This is a genomic window from uncultured Brevundimonas sp. (genome assembly GCF_963975535.1).
In the GTDB taxonomy this organism is placed as follows: domain Bacteria; phylum Pseudomonadota; class Alphaproteobacteria; order Caulobacterales; family Caulobacteraceae; genus Brevundimonas.
Genome location: NZ_CAXBHE010000004.1, coordinates 66,375 through 86,859, shown reverse-complemented (window position 1 = coordinate 86,859; position 20,485 = coordinate 66,375). Strand labels below are relative to the sequence as shown.

General features: G+C 67.1%; 19 protein-coding genes. 11 read left to right on the top strand and 8 right to left on the bottom strand.

From position 1 onward, the window contains the following. Positions 1–36: 36 nt before the first annotated feature. The 4 genes from AACZ75_RS06590 to AACZ75_RS06575 all read right to left on the bottom strand — a co-directional run bounded on the left by AACZ75_RS06590 (position 37) and on the right by AACZ75_RS06575 (position 3,755). Positions 37–1,743, bottom strand: coding sequence for a hypothetical protein (locus tag AACZ75_RS06590; RefSeq protein ID WP_339871977.1), 1,707 nt, complete (start codon positions 1,741–1,743; stop codon positions 37–39). 73 nt (positions 1,744–1,816) lie between these two features. Further along, the gene (locus tag AACZ75_RS06585; protein WP_339871976.1) at positions 1,817–2,602 is read right to left on the bottom strand and encodes a thiazole synthase; all 786 of its coding nucleotides are present in this window, start codon (positions 2,600–2,602) and stop codon (positions 1,817–1,819) included. Between the two features lie 48 nt (positions 2,603–2,650). After that, positions 2,651–2,851, bottom strand: coding sequence for a sulfur carrier protein ThiS (thiS, locus tag AACZ75_RS06580; RefSeq protein WP_339871975.1), 201 nt, complete (start codon positions 2,849–2,851; stop codon positions 2,651–2,653). 52 nt (positions 2,852–2,903) lie between these two features. Next, positions 2,904–3,755: an ion transporter gene (locus AACZ75_RS06575; protein WP_339871974.1), complete on the bottom strand. Its 852-nt coding sequence runs from the start codon at positions 3,753–3,755 to the stop codon at positions 2,904–2,906. Positions 3,756–3,947: 192 nt separating this feature from the next. On the opposite strand from AACZ75_RS06575, the gene aroQ reads away from it, so the two are divergent. The 4 genes from aroQ to aat are packed head-to-tail and all read left to right on the top strand — an operon-like array spanning position 3,948 to position 7,060. After that, on the top strand, positions 3,948–4,421 hold the full coding sequence (gene aroQ, locus AACZ75_RS06570; protein WP_339871973.1) for a type II 3-dehydroquinate dehydratase: 474 nt from the start codon (positions 3,948–3,950) through the stop codon (positions 4,419–4,421). 19 nt (positions 4,422–4,440) lie between these two features. Further along, positions 4,441–4,962, top strand: a complete 522-nt coding sequence (gene accB / locus AACZ75_RS06565; protein ID WP_339871972.1) for an acetyl-CoA carboxylase biotin carboxyl carrier protein — start codon at positions 4,441–4,443, stop codon at positions 4,960–4,962. 2 nt (positions 4,963–4,964) lie between these two features. Continuing rightward, a complete protein-coding gene (gene accC / locus AACZ75_RS06560) occupies positions 4,965–6,317 on the top strand; it encodes an acetyl-CoA carboxylase biotin carboxylase subunit (protein WP_339871971.1) in 1,353 nt (450 codons plus the stop codon). A 35-nt stretch (positions 6,318–6,352) separates the two neighbouring features. Continuing rightward, positions 6,353–7,060 carry a leucyl/phenylalanyl-tRNA--protein transferase gene (gene aat, locus AACZ75_RS06555; RefSeq protein WP_339871970.1) on the top strand — a complete coding sequence of 236 codons (708 nt, stop codon included), beginning with the start codon at positions 6,353–6,355 and terminating at the stop codon, positions 7,058–7,060. Here aat and AACZ75_RS06550 read toward each other — a convergent pair. Together AACZ75_RS06550 and AACZ75_RS06545 are read right to left on the bottom strand one after the other, a co-directional pair. Next, the gene (locus tag AACZ75_RS06550) at positions 7,015–7,686 is read right to left on the bottom strand and encodes a DUF2155 domain-containing protein (RefSeq protein WP_339871969.1); all 672 of its coding nucleotides are present in this window, start codon (positions 7,684–7,686) and stop codon (positions 7,015–7,017) included. The genes aat and AACZ75_RS06550 overlap by 46 nt on opposite strands. Then, the gene (locus tag AACZ75_RS06545; RefSeq protein WP_339872324.1) at positions 7,683–8,075 is read right to left on the bottom strand and encodes an NADH:ubiquinone oxidoreductase subunit NDUFA12; all 393 of its coding nucleotides are present in this window, start codon (positions 8,073–8,075) and stop codon (positions 7,683–7,685) included. The genes AACZ75_RS06550 and AACZ75_RS06545 overlap by 4 nt, the downstream gene beginning before the upstream one ends. 204 nt (positions 8,076–8,279) lie before the next feature. Here AACZ75_RS06545 and AACZ75_RS06540 point away from each other — a divergent pair, with 204 nt between their 5' ends. The 3 genes from AACZ75_RS06540 (at position 8,280) to AACZ75_RS06530 (ending at position 12,360) form a co-directional block, all read left to right on the top strand. Continuing rightward, complete coding sequence (locus tag AACZ75_RS06540) at positions 8,280–10,826, top strand: TSCPD domain-containing protein (protein ID WP_339871968.1); 2,547 nt, start codon at positions 8,280–8,282, stop codon at positions 10,824–10,826. A 71-nt stretch (positions 10,827–10,897) separates the two neighbouring features. Then, a complete protein-coding gene (locus tag AACZ75_RS06535) occupies positions 10,898–11,389 on the top strand; it encodes a pentapeptide repeat-containing protein (RefSeq protein WP_339871967.1) in 492 nt (163 codons plus the stop codon). A gap of 62 nt (positions 11,390–11,451) precedes the next feature. Further along, the gene (locus AACZ75_RS06530) at positions 11,452–12,360 is read left to right on the top strand and encodes a pentapeptide repeat-containing protein (RefSeq protein WP_339871966.1); all 909 of its coding nucleotides are present in this window, start codon (positions 11,452–11,454) and stop codon (positions 12,358–12,360) included. Positions 12,361–12,368: 8 nt separating this feature from the next. Here AACZ75_RS06530 and aspS read toward each other — a convergent pair whose 3' ends face one another. Further along, positions 12,369–14,162: an aspartate--tRNA ligase gene (gene aspS / locus AACZ75_RS06525; protein ID WP_339871965.1), complete on the bottom strand. Its 1,794-nt coding sequence runs from the start codon at positions 14,160–14,162 to the stop codon at positions 12,369–12,371. A gap of 185 nt (positions 14,163–14,347) precedes the next feature. Between aspS and AACZ75_RS06520 the strand changes: the two genes are divergently transcribed. The 4 genes from AACZ75_RS06520 (at position 14,348) to AACZ75_RS06505 (ending at position 19,257) form a co-directional block, all read left to right on the top strand. Beyond that, the gene (locus AACZ75_RS06520) at positions 14,348–15,028 is read left to right on the top strand and encodes a DnaA/Hda family protein (RefSeq protein ID WP_339871964.1); all 681 of its coding nucleotides are present in this window, start codon (positions 14,348–14,350) and stop codon (positions 15,026–15,028) included. 106 nt (positions 15,029–15,134) lie between these two features. After that, entirely contained in the window at positions 15,135–17,354 is a 2,220-nt protein-coding gene (locus AACZ75_RS06515; protein ID WP_339871963.1) for an RNA degradosome polyphosphate kinase, read from the top strand. Continuing rightward, on the top strand, positions 17,351–18,865 hold the full coding sequence (locus AACZ75_RS06510) for a Ppx/GppA phosphatase family protein (RefSeq protein WP_339871962.1): 1,515 nt from the start codon (positions 17,351–17,353) through the stop codon (positions 18,863–18,865). The genes AACZ75_RS06515 and AACZ75_RS06510 overlap by 4 nt, the downstream gene beginning before the upstream one ends. A gap of 23 nt (positions 18,866–18,888) precedes the next feature. Further along, complete coding sequence (locus AACZ75_RS06505) at positions 18,889–19,257, top strand: VOC family protein (RefSeq protein WP_339871961.1); 369 nt, start codon at positions 18,889–18,891, stop codon at positions 19,255–19,257. On the opposite strand, the gene rnd is transcribed toward AACZ75_RS06505, so the two are convergent. Further along, a complete protein-coding gene (gene rnd / locus AACZ75_RS06500) occupies positions 19,254–20,411 on the bottom strand; it encodes a ribonuclease D (RefSeq protein ID WP_339871960.1) in 1,158 nt (385 codons plus the stop codon). The genes AACZ75_RS06505 and rnd overlap by 4 nt on opposite strands. Positions 20,412–20,485 lie beyond the last annotated feature (74 nt).

Sequence of the window (20,485 nt, the reverse complement as noted above, 5' to 3'; positions counted from 1 at the left end):
CACCCGAGTCGACCAACCGGGCGGCTTCGCCTCCGGTCAGGCTTGCTCGAGGCTCATTTCACCGCCCAGCCATTCCGCACCCGAGCGACGCAGGGCTTCGGCCGCCGCCGCGTCATGACCCAATGCCGCCTCGGCCCGGGACAGCACGAAATAGCTGTAGGGATCATTGGGCCAGTCCCTGAGCAACTCCTCGACCTTGGCCTTGGCTCCGGTCGCGTCACCGCCGGCCAGCATGGCGGCGGCCAGACTGCGACGGGTCGGATACCAGATCGCCGGCGGATCGCCGCCCTCATCACCGTCCTCGGCCTGCAGGGCCGCGGCCCGGCCAAAGGCCACGATGGCGGCCTCGGCATTGCCTTCGATCATCGCGGCGCGCCCCTCGAGCACCCGCTGGAACAGTTCGGTGAAACTCGCTCGCGCCTCAGCCATGGGCCCCGTGGCGAACCCCGGCGCTTCGCGAATCGCCCGGATCGCTGCGGCTTCGGCGCGTACGGCGGCCGCATCGCCCCGCCGGCTGGCGGCCTCACCCCGGCCGTAGCGCCAACTGACGCGCTGCAACGGATTGGCCGCGGAAGGTTCCTTCAGCGCCTCGACCTGGGCGGGGGACCCGAACCGTCCATACAGGGCATAGGCGTCATTGGCGGTGATCTGACGCCAGAGATTGTCGGCCGGAATGTCGGAAAACACGGTCAGGAACCAGTCGGCCAGCTTCAGCCCCTCCTGCGACCCGCCCGCCATCAGCGCACCGCCCATGCCGAAATGGATGTTGTGGCCGTGCAGCGGCATGCCGTTCACGCCGCCGGGCGGGCGGGCCAGACCGTCGTACCGGCGATCCAGGGCCACTGCGGCGACGTTGGACATCATGGCGTCGCGATAGCGACCGACCCGGAAGAAGGTGTGCGACGGCATATGCACCAGATGGCTGGCTCCCGGTGCCAGAGCGGCCAGCCGCTCGCCATAGGGGATGGCCTTGTGCGGATCGGCCGACCATTCGGTCAGGTGGATATACAGATGGATGGCCCCGGGATCATCCGGGGCCCTGGCCAGCGCCGATTCCAGAATGGTCATGGCGCGGGCAATACCGGGGTCCTTGGGCGTGCCGTCCTTGTTCCACCAGTCCTCGGCGTTGATCATCCAGGCGTCAGCCGCGAGAGCGGCCAGGGTGATGTCCTCGGGATTGTCCCGGGCCTGCCGGTCCATCACCCGCGCGAACCGGTCGCTGCGGCTACCCTTGCGACCCGAATAGCGCTGAATCAGGCCATCGATCATCCGTCGCTGTTGCACCGAGGCGTCGCGGGCCAGCCGGCGGGCGTCGCGGGCGATCTTCAGGGCCGCCGGATCGACCGAATCGGCCCGGCCACCACCGTTGAGATTGGGACCCATGGCCCAGGCCTCGCCCCAGGCGCACATGCCGCAGGCGGGGTCGAGCAGGCGCGCCTTCTGGAAGGCCCGTACCGATTCCGTGTGCTGGAAGGCCCAGCGCAGCTGGACCCCATAGTCGAACCAGGCCTGGGCCTCCGGGGTGGCATCCACCGCCATATGGCTGGACCCGATCCCGGGCACCATGACCATTTCGGCCACCGGCGTCCCGACCTGAACGTCATAGGGACGATTGGCGTCACCGCAGATCGAGGGGTTTTCGATCAGGTCGCGGACCGCCCGGTCCGCCGTGGCGTCGGCCACCGCCGCCGGACCGACCATGATGGCGGCCAGCGCCACCCCCGACAGAAGGATTGGTCGCATGGTTCGTCTCCCTGTTGAGTCGACCATGGACCGCGACCGCCGGTATACCAAGCGCTTGCCGGCCCGGCCGCCCCTAGATCAGGCCGGCCAGCGGCGACGACGGATCGGCATACATCCGTTTGGCCATGCGCCCGGCCAGATAGGCCTCCCGGCCGGCGATGACCGCGTGTTTCATGGCCCGGGCCATGCCGATCGGATCGCGCGCGCCCGCAATCGCCGTGTTCATCAGCACGGCGTCGCAGCCCAGCTCCATGGCGATGGTGGCGTCCGACGCGGTGCCGACCCCCGCATCGACCAGCACCGGAACCGTGGCCTGTTCGACGATCAGCCGGATATTGACCCGGTTCTGGATGCCCAGGCCGGAGCCGATCGGGGCGGCGGCCGGCATGATGGCGGCGGCCCCGGCCTCCTCCAGCCGTCTGGCCATCACCACGTCGTCGGTGCAGTAGACCATGACGTCGAAGCCGTCCTTGACCAGCATGTCCAGCGCCCGCAGCGTCTCGACCATGTCCGGGTACAGGTGCGGGGTGTCTGACAGCACCTCCAGCTTGACCAGATCCCAACCCCCGGCCTCACGCGCCAGTCGCAGGGTCCGCACCGCGTCCTCACCGGTGAAACAGCCCGCCGTATTGGGCAGGTAGGTGAACCGGTCCGGCTTCACATGATCGACCAGCATCGGCTGGGACGGGTCCGACAGATTGACCCGGCGCAGGGCGACCGTGACGATCTCGGCCCCGGCGGCCTCGGCCGCGGCGGCGTTCTGGGCGTAGTCGGCATATTTGCCGGTACCGACGATCAGGCGCGACGAAAAGGTGCGACCGGCGACGGTCCAGGTATCTTGGGGCGTTGTCATGGGCATTCCCCTAAGCCTCCCGAACGCTGCGGGGAAGCGACCGATTGGCGCAGGTCACCCGCCCCCGACGAATTGCACCAGTTCAATGCGGTCACCCCCGGTCAGCCTGGTGTCGCCGTACAGGGACCGGGGCACGATCGCCAGATTGCGCTCGACCGCCACCTTGCGCGGGTCGAGCCCCAGTTCGGTGACCAGCGCCAGGACGGTGGCCGCCGATACCGCGCGGGCTTCTCCATTGACCTGAATCCGGGGCAAGCGACCGTCCTCTGAACCGGGGGATCCGCCTTCTACACCGCCACCGGCACGCCTAGCCAGCCCGACCCGGCAGGCCGGCCGCCAGATCGCCGATCGCCCGCCTCAGCTCGGCAATCTCCCCGCGCAGGGCCGTCATGTCGGCAACCTCCTCGGCATGGACCTGCTGGCGCTCCTCGCTGGCCTGACGCAGGTCGGCTTCCAGCCTGTGTCGCTCAGCCTTGGCCTCCTCCTCATGCTCGCTCTGCATGGCGTTGACGACGATGCCGATGAACAGGTTGAGCATGGTGAAGGTCGTGCACAGGATGAAGGGCACGAAGAACAACCAGGCATAGGGATGGACTACCATCACCGGGCGCACGATTCCCATCGACCAGCTCTCCAGGGTCATGATCTGGAACAGGGAATAGGCCGACGCCGGAATCGAGCCGAACCACTGGGGAAAGTCACCGCCGAAAAGCTTGGTCGCCATCACCGAGGCCACATAGAAGATCAGTCCCAGCAACAGGGTGATTGACCCCATGCCCGGCAGGGCACTGATCAGCGCTCCCACCACCCGCCGCAAGGACGGCACCAGGGTGATCATCCGCAGCACCCGCAGAATGCGCAGCGCCCGCAGTACCGAGAAGGCCCCCGCAGCCGGCAGCAGGGCGATGGCCACGACCGTGAAATCGAACAGACTCCACGGGTCCTTGAAGAAGGCCGCCCGGTGCACCGCGATCCGGGCCACGACCTCGAGCACGAAGATCGCCAGCACAACCCTGTCGACCAGGCCCAGCACCGAGCCGAACCGCGCCATGACCCAGGGGCTTGTTTCCAGCCCGAGGGTGATCGCGTTGAAGATGATCAGAACGAGGATGAACCGCTCGGTATGAGGTGATGTCACCAGCTGTTTGAGCCGTTGCAAGGCAGTCTCCACCGAATGTCTTGGTGGCGCATGCCGCAATCCTGCGGTCCGCGCCAGATGGGTTGATCCAGACGTTGGGTCATTCCGTCAAATGCCCTAAGGTCACGGTTTCTGGCGCATGGTTTGATAACCGTCCCGCCTCAGCTAAAAGGCCTGTCCGATTCTGATCGGACCGCCACCTTCGCGAGCGAAATGCCCGACGCAACCGTCCTCTACGTCCTGAACGGTCCCAATCTCAACCTGCTGGGGGTCCGGGAGCCTGAGGTCTATGGTCGCGAGACCCTGGCGGATGTCGAGGCCCGGTGCGAATCCGCCGCCGGGTCAGCCCGGGTGGTGTTCCGCCAGACCAACCATGAGGGTGTGTTGATTGACTGGGTCCAGGAGGCCCGCGAACAGGCTTCGGCCCTGGTCATCAATCCGGCGGGCTACAGCCACACCTCGGTAGCCTTGCTGGATGCCCTGAAGACCCTGACGATCCCGATCGTCGAATGTCATCTGTCGAACCCGGCGGCACGCGAGCGCTTCCGGCATCGATCCTTCGTTTCGCCGGTCGCGACCGGCGTGGTTTCGGGCTTCGGCCCTTTCAGCTACGAACTGGCCGTGAAGGCCGCCCTGAACCTGGTGCATGACAAGGCGTCAGATCAGGGCCGTTCGCAAAACACATAAGAAGAAGAGGCACACTCGTATGGCCGACGCCCCCAAGAAGTCCCCGCCCAAGCTGGACAACGACCCAGCCGGCGAGATCGACACGACCCTGGTCCGCCAGCTGGCCGACATCCTCAACGACACCAGCCTGACCGAGATCGAGGTCGAGCGCGGCGAACTGCGAATCCGCGTCGCCCGTGAACTGACCATGTCCGCCCCGGTCCAGTACGCCGCCGCGCCGGCTCCGATGGCCCCGGCTGCCGCCCCTGCCGCGCCGGTCTCGATGCCGTCGGATCCGGTCACCATCGTGGCCCGCTCCGGCGAGGATGTGAAATCGCCGATGGTCGGCACCGCCTATCTGCGCCCGGCCCCCGAGGCCGACACCTTCGTCTCTGCCGGCGACAAGGTCCGCAAGGGCCAGACGCTGCTGATCGTGGAGGCCATGAAGACGATGAATCCGATCCAGGCTCCGCGCGACGGGGTGGTCAAGGAGATCCTCGTCGGCGACGCCCAGCCGGTAGAGTTCGGCGAGCCGCTCGTCGTGCTCGAGGCCCAGGGCTGAGCATGTTTACCAAGGTCCTGATCGCCAACCGTGGTGAGATCGCGCTGCGGATTCATCGCGCCTGCAAGGAGATGGGAATCTCCACCGTCGCCGTGCACTCGGAAGCGGATCGCGGGGCCATGTGGGTCCGCCTGGCCGACGAAAGCGTCTGCATCGGCCCGGCTCCGGCCGCCAAATCCTATCTGAACATCCCCTCGATCATCGCCGCGGCAGAGATCACCGGGGCCCAGGCCATCCATCCCGGCTACGGCTTCCTCAGCGAGAACGCGCGTTTCGCCGAGATCGTCGAGGCTCACGGCATGACCTTCATCGGCCCCACGCCCGAGCACATCCGGATCATGGGCGACAAGATCACCGCCAAACAGACGGTCAAGGCCGTGGGCATCCCCTGCGTGCCCGGGTCGGACGGCGGCGTCGCCACGGTCGAGGATGCGATCAAGGCGTCGAAATCCATCGGCTTTCCGCTGATCGTCAAGGCCGCTTCGGGCGGCGGCGGACGCGGCATGAAGGTGGCCCTGACGCCTGACGACCTTGCCGAGGCGGTGCAGACCGCCCAGTCCGAGGCCGCTGCGGCCTTCGGTGACGGCACGGTCTATCTCGAGCGCTATCTGCAGAAGCCGCGCCATATCGAAATCCAGGTGGTGGCCGACAGCCACGGCAATGTCGTCCATCTGGGCGAGCGCGACTGTTCGCTGCAGCGTCGCCACCAGAAGATGATGGAAGAGGCCCCCTCGCCCGCCCTGTCGGCGAAGGAGAGGGCCGCGATCGGCGCGACCGTCAACAAGGCCATCGCCGCCATCGGCTATCTGGGCGTCGGCACCATCGAATTCCTGTGGGAGGACGGCGAGTTCTTCTTCATCGAGATGAACACCCGCCTGCAGGTCGAGCATCCGGTCACGGAGATGATCACGGGTGTCGATCTGGTGCGCGAGCAGATCCGCATCGCCGCGGGCGAGCCCCTGTCCTTCACCCAGGACCAGGTCAGCTTTCATGGCCACGCCATCGAATGCCGCATCAATGCCGAGAACGCCGAGACCTTCACCCCGTCGCCGGGGACCATTACCGACTTCCACGCCCCGGGTGGTCTGGGCGTGCGGCTGGATAGCGCCATCTACAACGGCTATGCGATCCCGCCCTATTACGACAGCCTGATCGGCAAGCTGATCGTGCACGGTCGTGATCGGGCCGAGTGCGTGGCCCGCCTCAAGCGCAGCCTGGGCGAGATGGTCATCGGCGGTATCGACACCACCATTCCGCTGTTCCAGAAACTTCTGCAGGAGCCGGACATCCTGTCAGGCGACTATGACATCCACTGGCTGGAAAACTGGGCCCGGCGTCAGGGCGGAGCGGGCTGACAGTATCGGACGACGCCGCCCCACCGGAGGCCTGGATGACTGAACCGGATTTCAGCGTCTCCGATCCGTTCGGTGGTTTCGGTCCGCAACAGCTGTTGCGGTGCTATGCCGATGGCGTCTTTCCGATGGGCGAGGCGCGCGATGATCCACGCATCTTCCTGATCGAGCCCGATCAGCGCGGCGTTATTCCGCTTCACCGCTTCCACATTCCGACACGGCTGCGCCGCACCGTTCGCGGTGAGTTCTTCGACGTCCGGGTCAACACGGCTTTCGCCGATGTGCTGGACGCCTGCGCCGCGGCCGGTTCCGGACGCGAGGACACCTGGATCAACGGGCCGATCCGGCGACTTTACCTGGAGCTGTTCGCCATCGGCCATGCCCACAGTATCGAATGCTGGCAGGACGAGCGGCTGGTCGGCGGCCTGTACGGCGTGACCCTCGGCGGGGCCTTCTTCGGCGAGAGTATGTTCAGCCGCGAACGCGACGCCTCAAAAGTGGCGCTGGTTCATCTGGTCGCGCGCCTGAAACAGGGCGGCTGGACGCTGCTGGACACGCAGTTCCTGACCGGGCACCTGGCCCAGTTCGGCGCGCTGGAAACCCCCCAGACCGCCTATCTGAAAATGCTGAAACCCGCCCTGAAGGTCCGACCCGACACCGCGGCCCTGACGCAACCGCTCCGGGGCTCGGACACCGTGTCCTATGCCTTGCAGGACACCACCCAGGCATCGAACACCGGGTGCTGAAGACCGTTGACGGCGGGTGACGAGGCAAACATCCAGCCGCGGAAAATCTGGCGCGGCTCGGTACCCGGCAGCGTGCCGCGCGGCTGCAGGCTGACTTCGACATAGGCGATGGCATCGTCGGTCAGTTCATCCGGTGCCGACATTTCGCAGGCACGGACCTTGAAGATCAGGGTGTTGTTGAAGCGGACCGGCTGTCCACCGACCTCGACCTCGAACCGCATGGTTTCGGCGGTTACCTTGTCGATCGCCTGGAGCACGGCAACGGGGCGGCGCTGACGACGGGCGGGGACCAGGGGCTCGTCGGTCTTGGTCGCACTTTCGGAGACCACCACTTCAGGTTCCGGCTCGACGACCGGCGCGGCCTTTTCCTCGACCCGGGCCGCGACAGCCACGGGCGGCGGCGTAACCGCCACCGGCACGGCCGGGGCCGGTGTGCCGGCAGGGGCGGATTCGACGGGGGCCGGGTTCGCCGGTCGCGACGGAGTCTGGCGCAACAGATCGGCGACGGTATCCGGGGCCGGCGTGGCATCCTGGGGCACATCCAGACGCGCGCCCGCGTCGACGGCTCCTGACCCCACCAGGGTCAGGATCGCCACGCTCGCCAGAATTACCCCGCGATGGATCATTCCGGTTTCCACGACTCATAGTCACCGGTGGCCGCCGGGCGCTGACCTTCAGCGGCCAGCGACCCTTGCGGCAGCCAGGCCATCGGCGTTCCGGTCAGGTTGGGGATATGGTCCCGTTCCCAGGCGCGGCGCGGCAGCGGCTCGACAGTCGGCGGCTCCTCGAAGGTGTAATGCAGCCAGCCGTGCCAGTCGGGCGAGACCTTGGTGGCCTCGGCATAGCCGTCATAGATGACCCAGCGGCGCTTGCGCCCGTCATAGCTGACATTGTCGCGCGACTGGTAGTAGCGGTTGCCGTGTTCGTCGGCACCGACCAGCACGCCGCGCTTGGCCACGGTGAACAGGGTCCCGATCGTCGCCCCGTTCCACCAACCGAAAATCCTGCTCAGCACGTCCACGCACCCGTATCTTTCGACGCGCGGGGAGGTCCGGCGACGCTGGCGCGATCATAGAAACCGGCGGGCCGTCCGTCCAGCACAAGCCGCGACCGCGTCAGATCAATATGTTGGGGGTAACCCGGCACACCCACGCTAGATGTATTGCGGGGCGCGCGGAACATCTTCTAGGATCAGGGCTACGCCACCCGGGATCGCCGCATGCGCTTCATGGCCCGCTTCGCCGCCCTGGCGACGACTGCCACCGTCACCACCCGAGAAATCGAGCGCGCGAACCGCATTGATTCGGTGCTGGCACCGACAGACTGGACGGACGGGCGTATCGAGGCCTGGATGGACTGGGCCGACGCCCAGCCCGAGGCCCCTTTCAGCCCGGACGACTGGCTCGATGGCGCGATCGACGCCTGGGCCGCCCGGATCGCGGCGCGCGGCCTGAAACTGGGCCTGTTCACCCGGTCCATGGCCGAGGCCTTTGCCGGCGAATTGTGCGCTTCCATCCGCCTGGGACTCGCCGCCCCGACCCTCACTGACCAGAACCCGCCGGGCGAGCCGCTGGATCTTTCCGATCCCGACGCCCGCCGCTATCTGGCGGATGCCGTGGCGGTCCGCCGCTGTGACCGGCTGGCCCCGGCGGCCGTCGAGACCGCCTCGGTCGCCCTCAATGCGGTCGCCGATGCGGTGCTCCGTTGCGAAGGCCCGCGTGAGGACTGCGCCGATCCCGCGCGCAACCCGGCCCTGGGCCGCGTCGCCCTGGCCGCGCGGCGGGCCGGCGCGGGTGACGCCGACATCCTGCGTGCCATTGCCGGCGAACGGTTCGACATCCTGACCCGACCCGCACCGGCGCGCGCCCCGCTGGTGGCCTGCGCCGCTCGCGATCGCATCGCGGCGGGGGCCGTCGAGGCCGTGAGTGCTGCGGATGCCGCCCTGGACGGCGACCTGATCCTGACCTTCGCGACCGACGAGGCGGTCCGGCTGGGCCAGACCGGTCGGGGCGGCCGGGCCCTGTTTCACCTGCCGGCGATCGCCGCCCTGCCCGGCGGCTGCAGCGACGACAACCTGGACGCCCTCACCCGGCTCTGGACCGTCGCCCTGGACCTGGCCGGGGCCGGTACGGCCATCGCCCTGGGCCTGTCAGGGCTGGCGGATCTGACCGTCGCCGGGTCCGTGGGCGGTCTGCCGGGCGATGCCGAAGCCGCCCGGATCGGAGAGCGGATCGCCCGGGCCATGACCGCGGCCTCGATCGACATGGGTCGGTCCCGCCCCCCTGAGGGGGCGGGCAACGAGCCCCCTGGAGACAGCACGCTGCGTCGACACGCGGCCCTGTCCCTGTTCGTCGATGATACCGAGACCGCTCTGCGCCTGGGTGCGAGCCCGTTTTCGGCGATCGATCACTACCAGACCGGCGACGGCCAGATCGTCCGTCGCCTGCGCCCCTCCCTCGCGAAAGCCATCACCCGGTCCGGCGGCGACGTGGACTCAGCCGAGCGGTACCTGTTCGGCCACCGCACCCTGGCCGGCGCGCCCGGCCTCGACCATACGACCCTGCGAAGCCTGGGCTTTACCGACGTCGAACTTGAGGCGCTGGAGCGCGCCCTGGACGATGCCACCGACTTTGCCCAGGTCTTCGGGGCCCCGATCCTGGACTCCGGCTTCCTCAGGGACGTGCTGGGCGTCTCGGGACCCGCGCCCGTCGACCTGCTGTCCCACCTCGGTCTGGCCGCCGAGGCTGTCGGCGCGGCGCGCGCCTGGGTGTTCGGACACGGATCGCTGAAAGCCTGGCCCGACGCCCCGGAGACCCTGCAGGTGATCCTGGACGACCCCCAAGCCTTCGAGACCGATCTGCGGGCCGCGCTGGACCCGTTCAGCGAAGCCCCCGACGTCGCGCCGCTCATCCTCGACTGGCGCGCGACTCCGGCCGACGCCCTGGCCCGGCTGGGCGAGGCGGCGCAGTCAGGTCGACGCGCCGTTTACCTGCGTCGGGCCGCCCCCCCGGCGGGTCCGTTGCTGACCCTGGCAGAAGGCGAACCGGCGACTGCGCGCCGCGCCGAACCCGAAGCCCGGACCGTGGAACGGGTGGTCGAAAAGGTCGTCGAGCGCGACCGGACCCGACGCAAATTGCCCGACCGCCGCAAGGGCTACATCCAGAAAGCCGCCGTCGGGGGTCACAAGGTCTATATTCACACTGGCGAATATGACGACGGGGAGCTGGGCGAGATATTCATCGACATGCACAAGGAAGGGGCCGCCTTCCGCAGCGTGATGAACAATTTCGCCATCGCCATCTCGATCGGCCTGCAATACGGGGTGCCGCTGGATGAGTTCGTCGATGCCTTCGTCTTCACCCGTTTCGAACCCGCCGGCCGGGTCACCGGCAACGATTCCATCGAGTCGGCGACCTCGATCCTGGACTACATCTTCCGGGAACTGGGCGTGTCCTATCTGGACCGTCACGAACTGGCCAATGCCGGTGCTGACCAGCTCAATGCCGACGGTCTGGGATCGGGCAAGGGGCATGACATCGAGGCGGTGCCTGCTGCCCGCTTCATTTCCAAGGGCTTCGCTCGCGGTACCACCCCCGACAATCTCGTGGTCCTGCCGTTCGGCCAGAAGCGCGATTCGACGCCACCGCCCGCAAGCACGCCGACCGAAGCCGTTACCTGCCCGGCCTGTGGCGATTTCACGCTGCAGCAGCGCGGCGGCGGATGGATCTGCGATACCTGCGGCGTGGCTCCGTCCATGCAGGGATAGGTAAGGGTCTCAGCGCTATACTGGTCCGCGTCTTGCATTGCCCGACGCCAGAGACCGGAGAGCCGCCCGCCATGAAACGCATCCTGACTGCCCTCATCGCCGTGACCCTCGTGGCCACCGCAGCGCCTGCGTTCGCCCAGAACGCCAGTCAGATCGCGCGCGTTCGCGGCGGTGCCGGCTGCCCGGGATGCAATCTGTTCCAGGGCAGTTTCGGCGGCCTGGAGGCGCGGGGTCTCAACCTGTCGGGTGCCCGGCTCCGCCAGGCGGACCTGAGCCTGGCTGTGATGAACCGGACCCGGTTCAGCAACGCTGACATGCGCGACGTCGATGCCTTTGGCGCGGTGTTCTCAAGCAGCAATTTTTCCGGCGCCAATCTGACGAACGCCAGCTTTGTCGGAACCTATCTGCAAGGATCCAACTTTTCCCGCGCAACCCTGAACGGCACCAACTTCTCGGGCGCGCAACTGACGCGCGCGACCGGTTTGACCCAGAGTCAGCTGAACCGGGCCTGTGGCGATTCCTCGACCCGCCTGCCCCCGGGACTTCGCATTCCCGCCTGCTGACGGCCGCCTTCGTTACGGCGATTTAAGTAGGGTCATTTCGGCTTTGAAGGCATTGAAACAGGGTGATCCAGTTCAACCTGACCCGTATCTGTCGCCTCTCGACCGCCGGCCTCATCGCGGGTGCGGCGTTTGGCGCGATGACGCTGGCCACGCCGGCCGCCGCGGAAGTCCAGTTTTCGTTCCAGGACCGGGATATCGCCCGGATGGTTTCGCTGGGCGGATCCTGCAACGGCTGCGAACTGTCCGGACGGAACCTGTCGGGCGCGACCTTCACCGGGGCCACCTTCGTCGACGCGACCCTGGTCGGCACCAATCTGCGCGGAGCCGAGATGGTCGGCTCCAACTTCAGCGGCAGCGACTTTAGCCGGGCCGACCTCATCGGGGCCGGGATCCTGGGCGCGAATTTCACCGGGGCCAATTTCACCGACGCCAGCCTGATGGGAATCGAGGCCACGGGGGCCACTCTGGTGCGGACCCGCCTGAACAGGGCCAATCTGTCCGGTTCGGATCTTTCCGGAGCCAACATGAACGGGGCCGTCCTGATCCGCGCCAATTTCAGCGGTGCCGAAGTAAGGGGCGCAACCCTGGCCAATGTCGACGCGCGATCGGCGAACTTCAGTGACGCGGAGATCGATGCGTCGAACCTGTCCCGTGGCGACTTCCGCTCTGCCTCATTCCGGAACGCGTCGCTGGATGGTGCCCGGCTTCTGAACGGGCGGTTCGCCAACGCCGACTTTTCCAATGCATCGCTGAACCGGACGGATATCCGGGGCACGGATCTGTCCGATGCCCGCGGCCTGACCCAGAGTCAGGTCAGCCGCGCCTGCGGCGATTCCGAGACCCGCCTGCCCGCGGGCCTGTCGGTGAGAGCCTGTCGCGGGGTTTCCATCATGCGCTACTCCGCGCCGCCCGTACCCCCTTCGCCCCCCGTGCCCCCACGCCGCAATTTCGCGACGGTCAGCAACGACTGACGGGCGGCTCAGCCCTTGAGCGGCAGACTCGGGCGGAGGTGCAGTTCCTTGTACTGCCGCGCCTCGGCATCCGACGGCGCATTCATCATCAGATCCTGCCCCTGCTGGTTCAGCGGGAAGGCGATGACCTCGCGGATGGCCGTCTGGTTGGCCAGCAGCATGACGATGCGGTCGATGCCGGGGGCCAGACCGCCGTGCGGCGGAGCGCCATAGCGGAAGGCATTGAGCATGCCGCCGAACTGCTTCTCGACCACCGAGGCGTCATAGCCGGCGATCTCGAAGGCCTTGAGCATGATCTCGGCCTTGTGGTTCCGGATCGCGCCCGAGCACAGCTCATAGCCGTTGCAGACGATGTCATACTGGTAGGCGAGGATGTCGAGCGGGTCCTTGCCCTCAAGCGCCGCCATCTCGCCCTGCGGCATCGAGAAGGGGTTGTGCGAGAAATCGACCTTCTTCTCCTCGTCCGACCATTCGAACATCGGGAAGTCGACGATCCAGCAGAATTTGAACGCGTCCTCCGGGATCAGGTTCAGGTCCTGGCCCAGCTTGGTGCGCGCCGATCCGGCGAATTTATGGAACACGGCCGGGTCGCCGGCGACGAAGAAGGCGGCATCGCCGGTCTTGAGGCCCAGCTGGGCGGCGATGGCGGCGGTCTTCTCGTCACCGAGGTTCTTGGCGATCGGGCCACCGGGGCCCTCGGGGTTCTGGTCATCGGCGGCGCGCCAGAAAACGTAGCCGAGGCCGGGCTGGCCTTCGCCCTGGGCCCAGGAGTTCATGCGGTCGCAGAAGGCGCGGCTGCCGCCGGTCGGTGCCGGAATGGCCCAGATGGCGTTCTTGGGATCTGCGGCGAGGATCTTGTTGAACAGGCCGAAACCGCCGTCGCGGAAATGCGCGGACACGTCCTGCATCTCGATCGGGTTGCGCAGGTCCGGCTTGTCGGTGCCGTATTTGGCGATGCTCTCGCGATAGGGGATGCGAACAAACGGATAGGCATCGACGGTCTTGCCGTCGGCGAACTCCTCGAACACGCCATGCATGACCGGCTCAATCGCCGCGAAGACATCCTCTTGCGTGACGAAGCTCATCTCGACGTCGAGCTGATAGAATTCCAGCGAACGGTCGGCGCGCAGGTCCTCGTCACGGAAGCACGGGGCGATCTGGAAATAGCGGTCGAAGCCCGAGACCATCAGCAGCTGTTTGAACTGCTGCGGGGCCTGCGGCAGGGCGTAGAATTTCCCGGGATGCAGGCGCGACGGCACCAGGAAGTCGCGCGCGCCTTCCGGCGACGACGCCGTCAGGATCGGCGTCTGGTATTCCAGGAAGCCCTGGCCGACCATCCGCTGGCGGATCGAGGAAATGACCCGCGAACGCAGGACGATGTTCCGGTGCAGGGTCTCGCGGCGCAGATCGAGATAGCGGTGCTTGAGGCGCAGCTCCTCCGGGTAGTCCGGCTCGCCGAAGACGGGCAGCGGCAACTCGGCGGCCTCGGACAGCACCTCGATGGCCTTGACCTGAATCTCGATGTCACCGGTCGGCAGGTTGGCGTTCCTCGTCTCGGCCGAACGGGCCACGACCTCGCCGTCGATCTTGATAACGCTCTCGGCCCGAAGCCGTTCGACGGCGGCGAAGCCGGGCGTTTCCGGATGCAGCACCAGCTGGGTCAGGCCGTAATGATCACGCAGGTCGATGAACAACAGACCGCCGTGGTCGCGCTTGCGATGGATCCAGCCGGACAGGCGGACGGCCGAGCCGGCGTCGGAAGCGCGCAAGGCGCCGCAGGTGTGTGAACGGTAGGCGTGCATGGGGGCGTTCGTCTTGGAAAACGGCTGTGAAACAGCGGAAATTTAGAGGGCCGGAAGGGCGCATTATCGCCCCCGAAAGTCAAGGCGGAGGCCGGCTTATCCGCCGTCCACAGTCGACGCGCTTTGTCCACGGTCGGTGCGCCGAACGCGTACGCGCCGCAGGACCGATCTGCTATGGGGAAGCGATGCATGTTCCGGTTCGCCGCGGTCAGTTGAAACTCCCCCTGCAGCGGGACGTCCCGGCGGGGGCGGCCGAATTCGTGTGTTCTCCCAGCAATGTCGAGGCCATGACGGTTCTGGCGCACTGGCCCGATGGCGGGGAGCAGGTGCTTGCGCTCCATGGTCCGGCCGGATCCGGGAAGAGTCATCTGGCCGCGATCTGGGCCGAACGGGTCGGAGCCATCGCCCTGCACGGGGCCGAGGCCGGTCTGGCCGACCCGCTGGAGCTCGAGGGCCGTCCGGTCCTGCTGGACCGGGCCCAGGACGCCGACGACGAGACCCTGTTTCATCTGATCAACCTGGCCCAGTCCGGCGGCGGGGCCCTGCTTCTGGCTGCGCGACCGGCCCCACGCGCCTGGGACACCGCCCTGCCCGACCTGCGTTCGCGACTGGACGTTGTGCGGGCCATCAGCCTGCAGGAACCTGACGACACCGTCCTGGCCGCCATCCTCAGGGCCCGTTTCGCCGCCCGCAGCATCACCCCGGGCGACGAATTGATCGATTATCTGGTGCGGCGTATCGACCGGTCGGCGGCGGCCGTGGAGTCGGTCGTCGACAGACTGGACGCCGAACACCGCCCGGTGACCCGGGCCCTGGCCCGTCAGGTGCTGGAGTCCGACGACTCGACCGGCGAACTGTTCGACTGATTTGCGCAGGACCCCTCGGTGCGGATCGACCGAATTGCGGACCCGCATCCGCCCTGCTGGACGCTGAACCCTTGCAGCCGCCGCACCCCCGCGTCAGAACCGGACCATGACTGATATCGCGGCCATCACGGATACGACCAGCGGCGAGGAGGTCCCGTCGTCCCGGGCCCCGCAGATGGACCTGTCCGAAAGCCTGATGGTCTCGCAGGAGCGGTTCTTCAATCGCGAGATTTCCTGGCTGAAATTCAACGCCCGGGTCCTGGAGGAAGCGGCCAATCCCGCCCATCCGCTGCTGGAGCGGCTGCGATTCCTGTCGATCTCGGCCAATAACCTGGACGAATTCTTCATGACCCGCGTCGCCGGGTTGAAGGGGCAGGTGCGTGAGCGGGTCCGGGTGGTCTCGGCTGACGGCCTGACGCCGGCCGAAACGCTGGAACGGGTCAATATCGCCGCCGGCACCCTGATGGATGAACAGCAGCGGCGCTGGCGCAAGCTGCGCAAGGAACTGACGGTCGCGGGCATCGAGGTCGTCGACGCCGACCGCATCACCAAGACCGAACGGGAACGGCTGGAGCCGGAATTCCTCAACCGCCTGTTCGCCGTCCTGACGCCGATGGCGATCGACCCGGCGCACCCCTTCCCCTTCCTGCCCAATCTGGGCTTCTCGCTGGCGCTGAAGCTGCGACGGCGGCGGGACAACCGGACCCTCTACGCCCTGGTGCCCGTGCCGACCCAGGTGAAGCGTTTCTGGCCCCTGGCCACCGATGGGCGCTCAAAGCCGGGCAAGCGCCGCTTTGTGACTCTCGAAAGCCTGCTGATGATCTTTATCGATCATCTGTTCCCCGGCTGCGAAATCCTCGAGCGCGGCGTGTTTCGCCTGATCCGGGACTCGGACATCGAGATCGAGGAGGAGGCCGAGGACCTGGTCATGGAGTTCGAGGAGGCGTTGAAACAGCGCCGCCTCGGCTCGGTGGTCCGAATCAAGATCGAGGCCGGCATGCCCGCCGATCTGCGCACCTTCATCACGGACGAGTTGAACGCCGCGCCGCGCGACATCGTGCTGGTCGCCGGCATGTTGGGCCTGTCGCAGGTCTCGGACCTGATCCCGGCCGGCCATCCGGACCTGAAATTCCCGGGCTACGAGCCGCGCTACCCGGAACGGGTTCGCGACAACGGCGGCGACATCTTCGCGGCCGTGCGCGAGAAGGATATGCTGATCCACCACCCGTTCGAGAGTTTCGACGTCGTGGTCCAGTTCCTGCGCCAGGCGGCGCGCGACCCCAATGTCATCGCCATCAAGCAGACGCTGTACCGCACCTCCAAGGACAGCCCGATCGTCGCCGCCCTGATCGAGGCGGCCGAGAACGGCAAGAACGTCACCGCCCTGGTCGAGATCAAGGCCCGCTTCGACGAGGAGGCCAATCTGCGCTGGGCCCGCGCCATGGAGCGGGCGGGCGTCCACGTCGTCTTCGGCTTCGTCGAGTACAAGACCCACGCCAAGCTCAGCATCGTCGTTCGGCGCGAAGGCGACGGCCTGAAGACCTACTGCCATTTCGGCACCGGCAACTACCATCCGGTCACGGCCCGGATCTACACGGACCTGAGCCTGTTCTCCTGCGACCCCGTGCTGGGCCGGGACGCCACCCGGGTGTTCAACTACATCACCGGCTATGCCCAGCCCGACGAACTGGAAGCCCTGATCGTCTCGCCGCTGAACATGAAGGCCAAGCTCGTCGAGATGATCGGCAAGGAGATGTCGGCGGCGGCCAGGGGCAAGCCGGCGGCCATATGGGCCAAGATGAACTCCCTCGTCGATCCCGAGATCATCGACGCCCTGTACCGCGCCAGCCAGGCCGGCGTGCGCATCGAACTGGTGATCCGCGGCATCTGCTGCCTGAGACCGGGCGTGGTCGGTCTGTCCGAGAATATCCGGGTCAAGTCGATCGTCGGCCGCTTCCTCGAGCACAGCCGCATCGTCGCCTTCGCCAATGGCCATGACCTCCCGCACGACAAGGCGCGGGTCTATATCTCCTCGGCCGACTGGATGAACCGCAACCTCGACCGCCGCGTCGAGCTGATGACCCCGGTGCGCAACGCTACCGTCCACGACCAGGTGCTGGACCAGATCATGGTCGCCAATCTGAAGGATGACACCCAGAGCTGGGTGCTCGACTCCGGCGGCGATTACCACCGGGTGCAGCCAGTCGATCCGGAGCGCCCGTTCTCGGCCCACAAATACTTCATGACCAACCCCAGCCTGTCCGGACGCGGCCGCAAGGTGAAGAACCGGCCGCGCGAGCTGTATTTCGACGATCGTCGCAAATGACCGGCTTCGAGGAGCCGGCGACCGCGCCGCGCGATATCGCCGTTATCGACATCGGGTCGAACTCGGTTCGACTGGTCCTGTACCGCCTGGAGGGCCGGGCCATCTGGACCGTGTTCAACGAGAAGGTGCTGGCCGGCCTCGGCCGCGATCTGGCGACGACCGGCCGACTTTCCGAGGACGGGGTTACCGCAGCGCTGGCGGCGCTGAAGCGGTTTGCGGCCGTCATCGAGGGGGTTCGTCCCGCCCGCACATTTATCGCCGCCACCGCGGCCGTGCGCGAGGCCGCCGACGGGCCTGACTTCTGCGGTCGCGTCGCCGGCGAAACCGGCCTGCAGGTCCGGGTGCTGACCGGGACGGAGGAGGCACATTTCTCGGCCCTTGGAGTCCTCGCCGGCATTCCCGATGCCGATGGCATTACCGCCGACATGGGCGGGGCCAGCCTGGAACTGGCCCGGATCACCGCAGGCGACGTCGCCCCCGGCATCACCCTGCCGCTGGGGCCGTTCGCCCTGGCCGATCCGAAAGAGTTCGACGCCGGCCGACTGCGCGAAACCATCGCCCGACGACTGAAGCCGGCGGGCGCTTATCGCGGCGAGCATCTGCTCGCCGTCGGCGGGGCCTGGCGGAGTATCGCCCAGGTGCATATGGCCCTGATCGACTACCCGCTGCACATCGTTCACCAGTACGAAATCAGCGCCGCGGCAATCCGCGACACGGCCCGACTCATCGCGCGCCAATCGCGCTCGTCCCTGGACAAATTGCCGGGTGTTTCCAAAAAGCGGGCCGAGACCCTGCCCTATGCCGCTCTGGTGCTGGAGGGGCTGATCGATCGTCTGGGGCTCAAACGCATCACGATGTCGGCCTGGGGCGTGCGCGAGGGTCTTCTGTTCGAGGCGCTGGACGGTGACTGCCTGGCGACCGACCCGCTGCTCGCCGGCTGCCTGGCCCTTGGGGCCCGACAGGGCATCTCCCCCACCCTGCCCGGAGCCTTGAACGCCTGGATCGGGCGACTGCTGGAGGCCGCGCCGGGCAGCGGCGATCCGGCGCGCGACGCCGTTCTGACCGCCGCCGCCTGCAATCTGGCCGACCTGGGCGCGCGCCTGCACCCTGATCATAGAACCGAGCTGGTCTTCGACCAGATCCTGCGCGCGCCGATCCCCGGACAGACGCATGCCGAACGGGCGTTTCTCGCCTGTGCCCTGAACGCCCGCTACGGCGGGGCTGCCGGCACGCCCCAGCCCGCCACCGTGTCGCGCCTGCTGACTGAAGATCAACGCTTGCGAGCCCGCACGCTGGGCCTGGCCATTCGCCTGGCCTGCGACCTGTCCGGCCGCTCGCCGCAGCTGCTGGCCAATGCCGGAGCCGCCGTCGACAAGGGGGTGCTGACGCTGACCGCCCAGGACGGCTATGCTGACGTACTTCTGGGTGAGCAGACCCGGCGCCGCGCGCGCGCCCTGGCCGACGCCATGGGGCTGAAACTCGACATCGGTCGCGGTGCCGGGGCAAGCTGACCTCCACACAGGAAGGCAGCGATATGGCAGTGACCGGAATCGGCGGACTCTTTTTCCGCTGCAAGGACCCCAAGGCCCAGGCGGACTGGTACCTGACCCATCTGGGCGTCGGCGCGCCCGAGGGCGTCTGGATCTGGAACCAGCAGGCGGGGCCGACCGTGTTCCAGCCGTTCAAGGCCGACAGCGACTATTTCCCCGCCGACAAGGCCTACATGCTGAATTTGCGCGTCGATGACCTCGACGGCCTGACGGCCAGCCTCAAGGCGGCCGGCATCGAGGTGATCACCAAACCCGAATGGGACGCCATGCCCGAGGTGGGCCGCTTCGCCCGCATCCACGACCCCGAGGGCAACGCCATCGAGCTCTGGGAGCCGGCGACCCCGCCAGCCTAACCCTCGGCTTCGATCTCGACGACCTCGACCCGGGCCCCGTTCAGCACCAGGGCGATCTCGCCGCGCTTGAGCTTGAGCGCGTCCTCGCCGAACAGTTCCCGTCGCCAGCCCTTGAGCGCGTCGACCGGGGCGTTGTCGTCCAGGGCGATCTTCTCGAGGTCGGCGACATTGCCGATCAGCTTGGTGGCCACGCCGGCATTGTCCGACTTGGCCTTGAGCAGCACCTTCAGCAGTTCGACCACCGAGGGCGGGGCCGGCTGGTTGTGGGACGGCCTGTCCAGCTTGGGCGCATGGGCCTCCGGATCAGCCAGCACCCGCTTCAGTTCGACGATCAGCTCGGCGCCGAGACGCGAACCGCCGAACCCCTTGGGCACCGAACGCAGCCGGTTGAAGGCTTCGGCGTCGGTCGGGCCCTGGGCCGCGATCTCGTCGATGGCGTCGTCCTTGAGAATGCGGCCACGCGGTTGATCCCGTTCCTGCGCCGCCTGTTCGCGCCAGACCGCCGTGGCCTTGAAGGCCGCCAGATATTTGGCCGAATATTTCTTCGGCTTCAGCCGCTTCCAGGCCTTGTCTGGGGTGGTGTCGTACAGGTCCGGATCGATCAGGCCGGCCATTTCCGAGGTCACCCAGCCCAGACGCCCGGCCTTTTCGAGCCGGTCGCGCAGCTTGGGATAGAGGGTGGCCAGGTGGGTGACGTCGCCGATCGCATAGACCAGCTGGGCATCGCTGAGCGGACGGCGCGACCAGTCGGTGAACCGGCTGCCCTTGTCGATCTCCTGCTTCAGCATCTGTCGGACCAGGGCTTCATAGCTGACCTGATCGCCGAAGCCGGCGGCCATGGCGGCGACCTGGGTGTCGAACATCGGGGCCGGCATCGCACCCAATTTGACGAAGATTTCTGTGTCCTGGCGCGCGGCATGAAACACCTTGATGATGTCCGGGTCGCGCAGCAGGTCGAGGAAAGGCTCCAGATCCAGGCCGTCGGCCAGCGGATCGATAATGGCCTCGTCCGTGGCTGAGGCAGCCTGGATCAGGCACAGCTTGGGCCAGTAGGTCGTCTCCCGCATAAACTCGGTGTCGACGGCGATGAACGGGGCCTTGGCCAGGCGCGCACAGAATTCAACCAGTGCGTCATTGGTGGTGATTGGCGTCATTCGGATGCTATAGCCCCGCGCGAGCCGGTTGTGGCAAGAGCCGCGACAGAATTCCGCCCCCTGATTCAGGCCGT